Origin of the sequence: Marseilla massiliensis (genome assembly GCF_016899955.1) — a bacterium.
GTDB lineage: Bacteria > Bacteroidota > Bacteroidia > Bacteroidales > Bacteroidaceae > Prevotella > Prevotella intestinigallinarum.
Map to the genome: position 1 here is coordinate 1 of NZ_JACJJL010000008.1, position 14,832 is coordinate 14,832.

9 protein-coding genes and 1 pseudogene are annotated in these 14,832 nt (G+C 54.9%); 4 read left to right on the forward strand and 6 right to left on the reverse strand.

What is annotated here, in order from left to right; genetic code table 11:
- Positions 1-454 precede the first annotated feature (454 nt).
- The 4 genes from H6B30_RS05950 to H6B30_RS05965 all read left to right on the forward strand — a co-directional run bounded on the left by H6B30_RS05950 (position 455) and on the right by H6B30_RS05965 (position 4,658).
- Entirely contained in the window at positions 455-901 is a 447-nt protein-coding gene (locus H6B30_RS05950; RefSeq protein WP_205108881.1) for a hypothetical protein, read from the forward strand.
- Between the two features lie 119 nt (positions 902-1,020).
- On the forward strand, positions 1,021-1,386 hold the full coding sequence (locus H6B30_RS05955; RefSeq protein WP_205108882.1) for a hypothetical protein: 366 nt from the start codon (positions 1,021-1,023) through the stop codon (positions 1,384-1,386).
- A 321-nt stretch (positions 1,387-1,707) separates the two neighbouring features.
- Positions 1,708-2,655 carry a leucine-rich repeat domain-containing protein gene (locus H6B30_RS05960; protein WP_205108883.1) on the forward strand — a complete coding sequence of 316 codons (948 nt, stop codon included), beginning with the start codon at positions 1,708-1,710 and terminating at the stop codon, positions 2,653-2,655.
- A 128-nt stretch (positions 2,656-2,783) separates the two neighbouring features.
- Positions 2,784-4,658, forward strand: a complete 1,875-nt coding sequence (locus tag H6B30_RS05965; protein ID WP_205108885.1) for a glycoside hydrolase family 13 protein — start codon at positions 2,784-2,786, stop codon at positions 4,656-4,658.
- Between the two features lie 311 nt (positions 4,659-4,969).
- On the opposite strand, the gene H6B30_RS05970 is transcribed toward H6B30_RS05965, so the two are convergent.
- From H6B30_RS05970 to H6B30_RS06000, 6 genes and pseudogenes are all read right to left on the reverse strand, one after another.
- Positions 4,970-6,067, reverse strand: a complete 1,098-nt coding sequence (locus H6B30_RS05970; protein ID WP_205108886.1) for a GmrSD restriction endonuclease domain-containing protein — start codon at positions 6,065-6,067, stop codon at positions 4,970-4,972.
- A gap of 18 nt (positions 6,068-6,085) precedes the next feature.
- A pseudogene (locus H6B30_RS16325) lies at positions 6,086-7,258 on the reverse strand (adenine-specific methyltransferase EcoRI family protein).
- A gap of 1,445 nt (positions 7,259-8,703) precedes the next feature.
- Positions 8,704-9,966, reverse strand: a complete 1,263-nt coding sequence (locus H6B30_RS05985) for a DUF1593 domain-containing protein (RefSeq protein ID WP_239483649.1) — start codon at positions 9,964-9,966, stop codon at positions 8,704-8,706.
- Between the two features lie 576 nt (positions 9,967-10,542).
- Positions 10,543-12,087, reverse strand: coding sequence for a glutamine-hydrolyzing GMP synthase (gene guaA / locus H6B30_RS05990; RefSeq protein ID WP_205108893.1), 1,545 nt, complete (start codon positions 12,085-12,087; stop codon positions 10,543-10,545).
- A gap of 302 nt (positions 12,088-12,389) precedes the next feature.
- Positions 12,390-13,148 (reverse strand): sugar phosphate nucleotidyltransferase, encoded by a 759-nt coding sequence (locus tag H6B30_RS05995; protein ID WP_205108894.1) that lies wholly within the window; start codon positions 13,146-13,148, stop codon positions 12,390-12,392.
- Between the two features lie 14 nt (positions 13,149-13,162).
- A complete protein-coding gene (locus H6B30_RS06000; protein ID WP_205108896.1) occupies positions 13,163-14,725 on the reverse strand; it encodes a RapZ C-terminal domain-containing protein in 1,563 nt (520 codons plus the stop codon).
- Between the last annotated feature and the right edge of the window lie 107 nt (positions 14,726-14,832).

Below are 14,832 nucleotides of genomic sequence, written 5' to 3' on the forward strand. Positions count from 1 at the left end.
ACCTTAAAAATGCTTGTAAAAGACTATATTTCAATTATTTCAAAGACCAATTCCCATTTTTAACGGGACAGTAGTGAATACATGCCGCAATGATTACCAATGACTGCATCATGGAATTATTTTATTTGGCAGTATATTTAACAAAGTCTTTTGACCTGCAAATTGACAGATACTGCCTTGGAGAAGCCCCAAAGCTCCACCAACAATGCCATGGCAGAATGTCAAATAGCGAGACAGCATCGGTAATCAAGCCCACTACCACACCATGGAACACACCAAACAAGCGTCTTTATCCGGCCAACAGGTGCAAAAGCCAAACAGATTGCTGCCCGAAGACAAGGCGCACAACCGCTTAATGCACATAAGAAAAGAAAAGCGCTCACGGCTTGGAGCACTATTTAAGACGGCGTATATCGGATGTTTTTATACTGAAACCTCATTTAAAACAATAAATATGAAAACTATTATCAACTATCAATCAACCAGAAAAAAGCCAAAAGGGCTTATGCTCGCCATGCTTACCGCAGTGTGCATGGGAGCGGCTTCAATCGTGACTTGCTCATGCGAGGATGAAAACCCAAAGCCTGAAATCGACTGGTCCAACCAAAAACCGCCGTTAAGACCGAACACCTCAGACAGCCTTGTCATGGATGAGATTTACAAATCAATAGGGGTGAGGTACGACGACTCGTTCAGGTTTTCAGACTTCAGGACGTGGCCGGGCATCACCCTTGAATTAAACGAAGAAGCAAGAGAGTTCAGAGTTACACAACTGAAACTCAATTTTGCCCATATGGGGGGCAGGTTACCCGAGACCATAGGCAAACTGAGCGAACTTGAAGTACTTGAAATCAAAGGGGATCCGTTTTTGTTGGAATTCATTAAACTATATGCAATCTGAAAAAACTCAAACGACTGGACATTCATAACAGCTCGATGTCTGGTGAAATACCAGATAGCATAGGCAAGCTAACCGAGCTTATATACCTACGTATCAATAGCAAATATATTGATGGATATTTGCCGGAAAGCATCGGAGACCTTCAAAATCTCAGGTATTTAGAGATTAGTGGCACAAGAATAGACAGCGAATTGCCAAATAGTCTTGGCAGATTAAAAGACTGTACGATAAACCTTGACTCAAACAAGCTGTCAGGATCGTTCCCCATTGAGCTGGCAAGCGAAAGGGTGTCGTGTAGGAACAACAACATCGAAGACCTGCCAATAGAGACATGGCGCGACGAAGACCCGCACGGAATACCCCACTTGGAAGGCAACAGGATATCGACAAAGATTCCCAAATGGGTGACCGAACAAAAAAAGTGGAAAGAGAACAAACATAAAATTGAATCACAACAAGAAGGTTATGGCTATGAACTGGAATAAGAAACTATTCACATATCGCATGTTGCCATTGGTCATGGCAATGTCAGTGCAGTTGTTTTGCTCATGTGACGACGACAACCCGTATGCAATTTCAAACGATGACGCGACAATACAAACACGCGCCATAACAGCGCAAGCTAGATAACAACCTGGATCATCAAGACAGACTGCTCTGCCAGACCTCACAACTGGCAGCTAAGGGAATTGGAAAACAAAGGCTACGTAAAGACCCAATATTACCCAAATTGAACGCCTGCCACCAAACAGAGCACCAATATAACCACAACAACATAACACTCAATATAACAAACGAACATGAAGATGAAAAAAAACATAAGCCACAAGGCAAGCCACAACAAGTGGACAGGATTTATGCACACATTGCTTTCGCTATTGTGTATGATTGTTGCAACAACGGCAACAGGCGGGTGTGAGGAAGACAACCCCAAGCCCGAAATAGAGCTACCAAAGGACATGACGCTGCCGGAGCACATGACACTCAACGCCCGAGACAGCCTCATGATGGCAAAGATATATGATGTAATAGGCCCTTGGTACCTTTTTGGATGGGACTTGCATGACCCGCGCACATGGATTGGAATGGAAGTGGCTTTCGACTTTGACGCTAATGAGTTGCGGATTGTGGCAATTAACGTTCCAGATGGAGACTTCAGAGGGATAATGCCCAAAGAAATAGGATATCTTGACGAGCTGCGGAAGATTGTAATCAAGGGAGGCACTCTGCACGGCCCTATCCCTGAATCAATCGGCAGGCTGAAAAAGCTGGAGACCCTGAAGCTTGGCGATAACGAGCTGAACGGAGAAATACCGTCGAGCATAGGCAAACTGGCAAACCTAAAAAACCTTGAGATTGTAAATTGCCATGTCTCCGGGCCTATTCCGGAAACCATTGGCGACCTCAAAAACCTTGAAATGCTGAGGATACAAGGCACGGACATCAGCGGCGAAGTACCCAAGAGTATGGGCAAACTGAGGTTTTGCAGAATAGACCTGTCATACAACAAGCTGTCTGGAACATGCCTTTTGGAAATAGCCTCAAACAGGAATGGCGCGAACTTAGCGTATAACAACATAGAAGACCTGCCTTTAGAGGTATGGAGCGACGACAATCCGATGCGCGTTCCATATCTGGTAGGCAACAGGATTTCGACCAAAATACCCAAGTGGGTCACAACCCCCAAAAAATGGGCGCAGGACAGCTGCATGATAGGATCACAGCAAGAAGGTTACGGATACGTGCTGGAATAGCACCATGGCAGACCTGTACAGACACCAACAAAAGCCCAAGGCAGCTGTGCCATGCCAACAAACAGAACATGCACGACAAGGAAATATCGCATATAAGAATACCAAAACCTAACAAACACAATAAAAACATGAAACGGAAGTTATTGACAATAGCTCTGCTAACAACAGCAATGGCTATGAACGCAGCATTGAAAATCGACCGAATTGACCCCACCGACTGGTATGTGGGGATGAAAAACCCGTCGCTGCAACTTATGGTTTACGGCAAGGACGTAAGCAAAGCCGAGGTAAAGACCGACTATCCCGGAGTGAGGATAGACAGCATCGTGAGGCTCGACTCACCCAACTACCTGCTCGTTTACCTCAACCTCAGCGGCGCGCAACCCGGAGAGATGACGCTCAATTTCTCGGGGAAGAAAGTGAAGTACCAGCTGAAGAGGCGCGACAAGCGCGGCGACGAGCACATGGGATTCACCAACGCCGACGTGCTCTACATGCTTATGCCCGACCGGTTTGCATCGGGCAAGACTGACAACGACCAGATTAAAGGCATGATGCCCTACAAGAACGACCGCTCGCAACCCAGCCTGCGCCACGGCGGCGACCTGGAAGGCATACGCCAACACCTCGACTACTTCAAGCAACTCGGAGTAACCGCGCTGTGGTTTACGCCGGTGCTCGAAAACAACAGCCCCGACAACGGCGGCAACAGCACCTACCACGGGTATGCCACAACGGACTACTACAAGGTTGACCCGCGCTTCGGCACCAACGAGGAATACCGCCGGCTGACCGACGAAGCCCACGGCAAAGGGCTCAAAGTGGTGATGGACATGATATTCAACCACTGCGGTTTCGACCATCCGTGGATAAAAGACATGCCCAGCCACGACTGGCTCAACCAGCCGCAGTGGCTCGAGAAGTCGGGCGGAACGCCGAAACCGAACGAAGACTACCTGCAGACGAGCTACAAGCTAACGCCGGTGGTAGACCCATACGCTTCGAAGATAGACACGAAAGAGACCGTAGAGGGATGGTTTGTGCCCACAATGCCCGACCTGAACCAGCACAACCCGCACGTGATGACCTACCTCATACAGAACAGCATCTGGTGGATTGAGACGGTGGGAATAGACGGAATACGCATGGACACCTATCCCTACGCCTTTGCCGACGGCATGGCCCGCTGGATGAAAGAGCTCAACGACGAGTATCCCAACTTCAACACCGTGGGCGAAACGTGGGTGACGGAGCCTGCATACACGGCTGCCTGGCAGAAAGACTCGAAGGTGGCCAAAGCCAACAGCCACTTGAAGACCGTGATGGACTTCAGCTTCTACGACAAGATAAACCAGGCAAAGAACGAGGAAACCGACGACTGGTGGCAGGGGATGAACCGAATATACAACAACTTTGTATACGACTACCTCTACCCCAACCCCGAGAGCGTGATGGCATTCATAGACAACCACGACACCGACCGATTCCTGGGCAACGGCCGCGACACCCTCGCGCTGAAGCAGGCACTGGCGCTGCTGCTCACCGTGAAGCGCATTCCGCAGATATACTACGGCACGGAGATACTGATGAACGGCACCAAGCAGGTGACCGACGGCAACGTGCGCAAGGACTTCCCCGGCGGTTTCCCGGGCGACAAGCGCAACGCCTTCACTGCCGAAGGGCGCACACAGGCCGAGAACGCCATGTTCAACTGGCTGAGCCGGCTGCTGCATTGGCGCCAGGGCAACGAGGTGGTGACCAAGGGAACGATGACGCAGTTTATACCGATGAAGGGCGTTTACGCCATCAACCGCTCTTACAATGGGAAGAACGTGCTCGTGGTCATCAACGGAAAGAAGTCTGAGGCCACGTTCACTGCCGCCCGCTACGCCGAGGTTGTGCCGCAAGGCACCGTGGCGCGCGACGTCACCTCGGGCCACAAATACGACATAAGCCACGACTTCAAGCTCCGTCCGCGCCAGACGCTCGTGCTGGAGTATTGACAAGCATCTTGGCTCTCATGGCCTTCGACGGCAGATGGCGCAAAACCGGCGTAACGCCCCGCAGCCATCACAACCGGCCATCAACAGGCCCAACTTATTTCAAACAGCCACTATCGGGAGTGCCGGCGTATGCAATGGCGCTCCCGATTTGCTTATCCACAGCGGCTTCATTCACCCCAACAGACACGAATTACCCTGCCGACGGCCCTGCCTGCACATTCCGGCCACACGCAAAGCCACACAATCAATCAGCCCGGCGGAACACTGCAGCCCGCAGCCTCGCACCAACACATTACACAAGCCGAAGCACCTCACCGCCCTCCCTTTCGGCGGTTGCAGTCGCGGCAGAGCATCTGGCAGTTGTCGGCCACGGTGCGCCCGCCTTCGTGCCACGGAGTGATATGGTCGCCCTCCATGCCCGACAGGTCGAAATGCAGGCCGCACGAGGGGCAGATGCCGTGCTGACGCTCGTAGGCCTCGCGCTTCATGCGGGGCGTAAAGGCGCGTATGCTCAGCTGTCGCTCGTCGCCGGAGAGCACGTATGGGTAGACGCCGACCTTGCGGCTGACGTCCTCATCCTCCATCAGCGCGGCCACGCGGGCCTCAAGTTCGGTTGCGCTGAAGTCGCGTTCCTTGTATTTATCGTACAATACGCCCCAGCCAACGTCTTTCATTTCGCGGCGCACACGGGGGAAAACCGACTTTATCCACGCCATCACGCGCTGGAAATACTGCCACTCGCGGTCGGCGTTCGTGTCGCGCTGATGCCGCGCCATGTATGCCGCCACGTCGCCGCCGCTTATCCATCCGAGCACCGTGTGGAGCACGTCCTGGCGTATTGCCGAGCCTTTCACGTAGTCGCCGCCCAGCTTCATGGCCACGCAACCCGTCTTGCTGAACTTGCGTTTCAGCTCCGTGACCCACTCGCTGCAGTATATCGCGTTGAGAATCTCCTGCCCGGTGAGCTTCTCACCGGCTATGTTGATGGTCTGAAACCACTCTATGCGCTCCGAGTCTGTGCCACCCGTGCAGATGTAAACCATCATATTGTACCCGAGAAAACGCTCGCGCTCATCGCGGGTCAGGTTGCCGTAGCCTTTCTGGTTGCCGTCGAGATCAACAAAAAACTCCCCGGCAAAGTACGAACAGATGCTCATCGTGCGCTGCTGCCCGTCGAGAAGCTCGTAGGCCTCATCCCCGGTCTCAACCCAATACATCACGTTCAGCGGATAGCCCTTGAACACAGTGTCTATCACCGCCATCTTTTGCTTGTCGTCATAAACAAACTCCCGCTGGTACTTCGGGCGGATATTCAGTCGCCCTCCATATCCCGTCACGCCCTCCTCGTCGTTGTTCGTGAACCCCTCAACGAGCTGACGGATGGTTATTCTTTGCAACTTTATTTCCATTTCTATATATTTTTGTCTTTAGTTCTTCTTCTTTCTGATTAGTACACGCTTGTATTCCGAATGCACGATGTGCCCCTCTGCATTTCGGTAGAAAGTTTTCTTGTTTCCCTCACCGGCAATCACTGCATTCTCGTTGGTCTTTCTTCCTGAAGCGCCAGTTGCCTTACCGGTGCTTCGGTTCACCTCCACGTAGTCGTCGTAGCGGCGCGTGTCGGGCACGAGGTCATGGCATCCTATCTGGGTCAGGCCAATAATTTCAAACTGTTCGGGGTTATACTTGTCCATAAAAGTGATTGGAACGCCCATCACCCCATCATAGTTATAAGGTATGTCGGATGTCTTGTTGATATTTATTGCATTGTAGTTGTCAAAGGTTTGATACTCTTCCTGGCTGTACATTTTGTAGAGATCAATTTCCTCATGGCGCTTCTTGTGGTCTATGTTTGTGTACCACCGCACCCCTTTAATGCGAATGAATTTGTACCCTTCGCTGTCAATGCCACAAGTGGAGGCGTTCAATGGATAGTCATCTGGCACACGGAAAGCCCTATCCCCGCTCGTAATGCTTGGGCCAAACCATACTTTATTGGTCATGATTAGCGGGAAAATGTCTTTTGTGGTGATAGCATTTAGATTCCCTATTATCAAGAACTACTTGTCATACTTTATAAGTTGTGCGAGGTATTCGCGGAAGAGCGAGAACGGCGGGTTGGTCACTACTACATCCGCCTCGCGCAGCATCGCCACGCATTCAGGCGAGCGGAAGTCGCCGTTGCCATTGAGGCGGGTTAGCACGTTGGCCCGGTTGCGTATCAGCATGTCTACGTCTGCCATATCGGTTGCCCCGTCGCCGTTGAGGTCGGGCACCTCGGTTATCACTATCTTGTAGGCCGTGCGCAGCCTCACCGGCTTCGGGTAGTCATCGAAGGGCAGCCGCAGCTCGCTCCCGGCCACAGGCGAACCGTCGTAGCAAGTGGCCACGAGACGGCGCAGCCCCCACGAGTTGAAGTTGAGGGCGAAAAACTTGAAGAAGTTGCTTTCGTAAGGATCGTCGCAGTTGCACAGCACCGACTTGCCCCGGAAAAAGTCGCGATAGTGGCGCAACTCGTTGCTTATGTCTTCGATGCAGGTGTAAAACTCATCCTTCTTTGCCGCCTTTGCGTCATGAAGATTGTTGTTTGCCATTGTCATTGATAGCCTTTGCGCACCGTGCTATCAATCACTTGGCAAGGGGAAACAGAAAAAGGTGCAGACCTTTCTCTCGCGTTCACGGGAAGCCTGAGAAACAAACCCGCCATACACCAAGAATAGGCCTACACCCGATATGGGTGCAGACATCAACATTATGGTGTAGATGGGAAAGCCTCCCGGACTCTCCGTGAACATCGGCACTAATTTCCCGTTGCTTCAGAAATCAGTTTCTCAGGCTTTTTCTTGAACGCGAATAATAGCCAATGCTGTTGTTTATAAATGTCATTTCTGCCCTCACCGCGCCGACGGCGGCCTCTCGCGGCCGCACATTGTGGCCCTTGGCTCCGGGCATCATTGCGCTGTGCGCCGGCCGTCCCGTGCTTGCCGCACGCTGCAACCGCCGCATTTGCGAGTGCAAATATACTAAATAATCGGCAAACGCGAAAGCCGCGAGACCACAAAAAGCCCCGACCCGCACAATGTCTCACGCCCGCTTGCGCGCGGCCGGAAGCGCGTCAAAAACCAACGGTGGGCAGCTTTGCACTCTGAAACGTGCCGTATTGCAGTCCAATATGGCATGTTTCAGAGTGCAAAAACGGCCGTTTTGTCCATAAAAACGGCACGTATTGCAAAGAATCTGGCAATCAACCGCTTACAGCGGCAGCAAAAACAGCGTGCAACAAGGCTGAAATCAAACTCTGAAGCACCGCCTGTACCATTGCGCGAGCATGGCTGTAAGTGGGAATTTTGTGCAGGAAATGCAGCCCGCCCACATTTTGCCGCAAAGCCATGTTGGCGCACCCATAATAAAAAATGGCCCGAAGACATGTCTGCCCCCGGGCTATTTATAAACAGGTTTTATTCTACAATGACCGAAATTAGCTGAATTTTATATGCCCGTTTGTCCGTTTGCCAAAGGGCATAGCGTGCTACTGGATAAAACCAATGGGCTGACATGACTCCAAAGGCATTCAATCCGGCTGGCATAAAAGGCCTGCATGATAATAACCAAACAGCCGTTTGGGCGTTTTGCCCAATGCCGTCCGCCGCTATCGACAGCACCAGCATGGGCATACTGCGCCTAACATAGGCTCCACTTCCTCCAATTCCTCGATGATGTCAATCAGTTTCTTTCCGTCTATTTCAAACTGCTCAATCATCGTGTTGGCATCTGGAAACAGCTGATATTCCTCTGTGTAGTGGTCGTCGCATAGGGCGACGTGCTCTTTGCCGGCAACAAAATGACAATCACATCATTTGTAACGAAAATACAAGTCGTAGTTTTCGACAGCAAAAGTGTGACTTTCTGCCGGCAGTATCCTCTGCTTACTGCACTTATACTGTAAGATTTGAATTTCTCCGAGCGTATCTACAGTGAAAAACTCGCGCGCCGCCGCATTGCCTTGTCATGCCCCGGCAATAGAGAAAGGCTGCCCGCCGGCCGCTCACTTAAGCCACGACCAGCGCTCGCCCCAGTCGTCCATCACCTCGGTGCGCCATTTATATATTGTTGCCCCTCCCTGTAATATAGAGTAAAACAGCTCGGGCGAGCTCTTGTCTGTCCACCAATTGCGGCCCAGACTATAGTCGGTGGGCCTACGCCGGCCGGGCCATGAGTTAGATATCGTCACCGCGCCGCTCTGCGCCGGGAACCCATCGACATCAGAAACGATGGTGTAAGGCAGCGTGCCGAGGGTGTAAGTGGAATATCTCGCCATATAGTCGCCACCGCCCATGTAGTAGCCCTGCCAGCTCTGCCGCGCGATGTTGAGCGTCACGCAGGGCCGCCCCACCATTGAGTCGGGCAGTTCGGGGCCGGCCACATGAAACTCGATGATGGCGTAGTTCTGCACCGTGTCGGCAGCGGTAGCCGCACGTCGGAACACCACCCTCGGGCTCCTGTCACACGGTTCGAAGCTCCCACCCCACGACTCACGGGTTGGGTCGGCCGGGTCGCCGTCCATCATGTAGAGCAATGCCGGCGTGTCGCCCATCTTGGGCCGCCCTCCCAGATACGAGCCGAAGTCGGCCCCGAGCGCCCCTGCCCCCTTGGCAAAGTAGTCATAGAAGCCCTTGTTATACTTGTCGTCCTTCTTCCCGTCGGCAATGAAAGCGCGATAGGCCACGTTGTTCTCAATGAACCACAGGTCGGGGAAGTTCTCAACGATGTACACGTAGCTGTTTATGCCCCACTTCTTGTTAGGCCCTCCAATCCAATAGACGCGTATCTTAGGGGCTATGTCGGGCGCGTCGTGCAGGGCTTGGGCCAGGTCGTCGAGGCCGCCCCACACCAGCACATACAGCGGTTTGGCGCTTTCCTTGCGGGCGCATCTCACAATCCAGTCAGAGCCTTCGGTCGGCGTGGAGTATCCGCAAAGCGGAGCACCCCCCTTGCGCCCCTGCTTAGTCAACGCGCGCAGGCTGTCGGGGTGGGCCAGCCCCGGCGCATGCTGCCTGAGCCGGGGCAGGTCGCGCTCATAGACGCCTATCATGCGGAGTATCTCTGCGGCGCTGCCATCGCCGTAGGACGGCGACGACACGATGCCCCCGGTTGCGAACTCGTCGTTGTACATGAGGAAATGCGCCATCGACTGGTTGTCGTCCGGGTCGGTGCCACCAATGTCGGTGCTTATCAGTATGCGCGGCTTCTCTGTCGGTTTCACCCTCGCCTGCACGCCTGAGCATACGCCCATCAGCAATACGGCCATTGCCGTTAGTATGGTCTTTGTCTACATTTTATATAGTTTTAGTGTGTATATAATATCTGTTATCAAGCATTGATACGGCCACGTTGCGTCTTCCATAAGCTGCTATGTATGCTGCTGCACTATGGGTGCAGGCGCATGGGGCCGATTAGGCATTTGCAAAAATAGCAAAAAACAACGTAACGGCCAACTGCCCGCACATAATTTTCACATCATACGACACTATTCCGAAACTTCACACAATCTGATTATAATGCTAAATGCAAAAGAGTTGGCCGGAATTAGCATGAGTTATCACTCAATGAGCTCGCTCTTGTAGGTAGCAGACATCCCCCCAAAAGCTGCTGTCCGCCAAATTCGGGCTACCACAATGAATCCCAACTCCCGCCAACTCAATATAACCACCTGGCAACTTGCGGGCATTCATAATTGTTCTTGTTGCAAAACAGCATTCTCTATACAGGAACGCCAAGACCGTCAACGCCGCATGCAGACGCGGCATAAAAAAATCCCCATGATGTGGCGGGCACAGCCCTACCGCACCATGGGGATTTTGTAAAAGCGGAAGCAGGCCGGAGGTCACTCCCACTCTATTGTCGAAGGTGGTTTTGAAGAGATGTCATAGCAAACGCGGTTGACCCCTTTCACCTTATTTATAATCTCGTTTGACACCTTTGCAAGGAAGTCGTAGGGCAGCCTCGCCCAGTCGGCCGTCATGGCATCGGTGCTGGTCACGGCGCGCAAAGCCACGGGATGCTCATACGTGCGCTCGTCGCCCATAACGCCTACGCTGCGTATGTTTGACAGCAACACGGCCCCGGCCTGCCATACCTTGTCGTAAAGCGGCTCGCCGTCTTCGCAGATGTAGCTCACCAGATTGTTCAGATAGATGTCGTCGGCCTCCTGAAGGATGCTCACCCTCTCGCGTGTTATGTCGCCAAGTATGCGCACGGCCAGGCCCGGTCCGGGGAAGGGGTGGCGCTTGATGAGCCGTTCTGGCATGCCGAGCTCGTAGCCCACGCGGCGCACCTCGTCTTTGAAGAGCCACTTCAGCGGCTCGCACAGCTTCAGGTGCATGTCCTTGGGCAGTCCGCCAACGTTGTGGTGGCTCTTTATCACCATGCCCGTGATGCTAAGGCTCTCTATCCTGTCGGGGTAGATGGTGCCCTGGGCGAGCCACTTGGCATCGGTTATCTTCTTGGCTTCGGCGTTGAACACCTCGACGAAGTCGCGCCCTATTATCTTTCGTTTCTGCTCGGGGTCGGTCACACCGGCAAGGTCGGCAAAGAACTTCTCGCTCGCGTCGATGCCTATCACGTTGAGCCCAAGGCCCTGGTATGCGTCCATCACCTTGTTAAACTCGTTCTTGCGGAGCATTCCGTGGTCTACGAATATGCAGGTGAGGTTGTGGCCTATGGCCTTGTTAAGCAGCACAGCACACACCGAAGAGTCTACCCCGCCCGACAGGCCGAGTATCACCCGGTCGTTGCCAAGCTGCTCCTTGAGCTCTGCCACGGTGGTCTCTACAAACGAGGCCGGGCTCCACTCCTGGCGGCTGCCGCAGATGTCGACCACGAAGTTGCGCAGAAGCTGCTTGCCCTGGGTGGTATGGAACACCTCGGGATGGAACTGCACGGCCCACAGCGGATTTGTGTCGCTGGCGTAAGCGGCATACTTCACGCTGCCCGTAGAAGCTATTACGCGACAGTCGGAGGGTATGGCCGTGATGGTGTCGCCATGGCTCATCCACACCTGCGAGTTGGCGTCGAACCCCTTGAAGAGCGGGTTCCCGGCTTCAAACCACTGCAGATGGGCACGCCCATACTCGCGGGTATCGGTCTTTTCGACCTTGCCGCCACCCGAGTTGGCAATGAACTGCGCCCCGTAACAGATGCCAAGTACCGGCAGGCGGCCCACAAACTGGCTGAGGTCGGCCTTAAACGCCTCGGGGTCGTGCACCGAATAGGGTGAGCCGCTGAGGATGACGCCAATCACAGACGGGTCGTCTTTAGGGAACTTGTTGTACGGAAGAACCTCACAGAATGTGTCGAGCTCCCTCACGCGGCGCCCGATGAGCTGCGTGGTTTGTGAGCCAAAGTCGAGGATAATGATCTTCTGTTGCATACTATGTAATTAAAGTTATTAGCCCAACACCCGACATCGACAAGACATCAGGTTTTTAAATGCAAAGTTACAACAAAAATGCAATACCGCCAAACGGGCCGCTGTGTATTTTAGGCAGAAGCAAACGGAAATGGCACGGCAAGCCCGGGCGACGCCCGTTTGGCCCGGAAAACATGCCCGCTGGCGGCTGACGCCAACCATGGCCTAACGCCCTCGAGCCCGAACGGAGCCCGCGGCCACCATGCAGCCGGCGTGAATGCTGCCTTGGCGCCATGCTGGCGGGGCGCCAAGGCCTACGGGCTTCACCCCACCGGCGCGGCCCCGGCACCGCCCCCGGCGCCGGCCACAAACTCTTCGGCGGCAGCAAGCGTGTCGAGCTTGCCCACGTCGAGCAGCCTGAGTCGGGGCATCAGGCATCCGCGTATGTCGGCCTGGGCACAGGCACGGAGATAGAAATCGATGATGCCAAACTTGTCGGGAAACGGCTGCATGAGCGGAAACAGGCGGGGCGAGAACACGTGTATGCCCGAGAAGGCGTACATGCGGCACGACCGCGGGTCAAGACCTGGATAAGGACTGCGCACCTCGCCCGTCTCAATGTTTGTCCACCCTACGAGCCTCATGTCGGCCGAGAAGAGCAGATAGCGCTTGGTCTGTCGCTCGCTGACAAGCAGCGTGGCATCGGGCCCGGCCGCCGAGGCATAGAATGAAGCCAGCTGCACGTTGCTCATAATGTCGACATTGTGTATCAGTATTGGCGCATCGCCGCAGAAGAGCGGCGCCGCCTTCTTCAGTCCGCCGCCCGTATCGAGCAGCCTGTCGGTCTCGTCGGATATGCGTATGTCCATCCCGAAGTTGTCGTTGTCGGCCAAGTAGCGGGTTATCTGGCCTGAAAAATGGTGCACATTGACCACCACCCGCCCCACCCCGGCGTCGCGAAGCCCCATCAGCACCCGCCACAGCAGCGGGCGGCCGCCAACGCTCACCATGGCCTTGGGCATGGTGTCGGTGAGCGGCTTGAGCCGCGTGCCGAGCCCGGCGGCAAATACCATTGCCTGCATCCTGGCGCCGGCGCTCATGGCTGTGGGCCCTCCTTGCCCTTGCTGCGTGCCTCGAGCACAGTGGATATGCCTTGCTCGCGGTGCACTATGCGCACCTCTACGCCAAACTTGCCGTTGATGTGCTCGGCCAGATGCTGCGCGCTGTAGACGCTGCGGTGCTGTCCGCCGGTGCACCCGAAGCAGAACATCAGGTCGGTGAAGCCCCGCTGCATGTAGCGGCGCACGTGGGCGTCGGCCAACTTATATACGCTCTCGAGGAAAACCAGTATCTCGCCGTCGTCTTCGAGGAAGCGTATCACCGGCTCGTCGAGCCCCGTCAGCTTCTTGTAGGGCTCATAGCGGCCGGGGTTGTGGGTGCTGCGGCAGTCGAACACATAGCCGCCTCCGTTGCCCGACTCGTCGGCCGGTATGCCGTTGCGGTAGGCAAAGCTGAACACCCTGACCACGAGCGGCCCGCGCCCGTCGTACTTTGAAAACGTGGCAGGGCCGTCTTGCGGGTGCGCCTTGTAAACGTTGGTGTGGGCCGTGCGGTAGCCGTCGGCCCTGTTGAGGGCGGGCTGCTCTATCGTGGCAAACCGGGGCAGGGCCGTGAGCCGCCTCAACATGTCCATCATATACGGGTATGGGAAGCACTTCAGGCCGAGCATCTCTCGCAGGTTTTGTATGGCCGGCGGTATGGAGTCGATGAAGTGGCGCTTCTGTTCGAAGTATCCGCGGAAGCCGTATGCACCGAGCACCTGCAGCGTGCGGAACAAGACGAAGCGGCTGAGCTGCTCTACGAAGTGGCGCACCGAGGGCACCTCGGTGTAGTTCTTCAGCGACTCGTAGTACTCGTACACCAGTTCGCGGCGCAGCTTATGCGAGTAGCGGGCCGACGCCTGCCACAGAAACGAGGCCACGTCGTAGTAATACGGGCCGCGCCGCCCGCCCTGGAAGTCGATGAACCACGGGTTGCCGCGCCCGTCGAGCATAACGTTGCGCGCCTGGAAGTCGCGGTACATGAAACTGTCGGCGCGCTCTGCCGTGAGGTCTTTGGCAAAGAGCCGGAAGTCGGCCTCGAGCTTCAGCTCGTGGAAATCGAGCTCGGTGGGCTTGAGGAAGCAATACTTGAAATAGTTGAGGTCGAACAGAACGCTGTCCATGTTGAACTCGGGCTGCGGGTAGCAGTGGCTGAAGTCGAGCCCGCGGGCGCCCCTTATCTGTATGTCGGGCAGCTCCCTGATGGTGCGCACGAGCAGCTCTTTCTCGTTGACATTGTAGCGCCCTCCGGCCTCCCTACCACCGGCAATGGCGTCGAAGAGCGACACCGAGCCGAGGTCGGTCTGCAGGTAGCACAGCTCGTCGTCGCTCACGGCGAGCACACGCGGCACGGGCAGGCGCCTCTTGTTGAAGTGATTGCTGAGGTAAACGAACGCATGGTCTTCGTCGCGGCTCGTGCCCACCACGCCGACCACGGTAGCCCCGTCGGCATCGGCCATGCGGTAATACTCGCGGTTGCTGCCTGCCTGAGGCAGCTTCTGCACGTTGGCCGGGGCCTCTCCGGCCCACTGCCGGTATAAATCTATCAGTCTTTGCATATCTCAAAATATGTTGTGGCATTGCTGTCTACGGCAGCCGCCGCCCCCACACGGCAGCGGGCGGCACAGGCCCGGGCCGGCATGGCCCGCCAGCGGCTTGCCGCCAA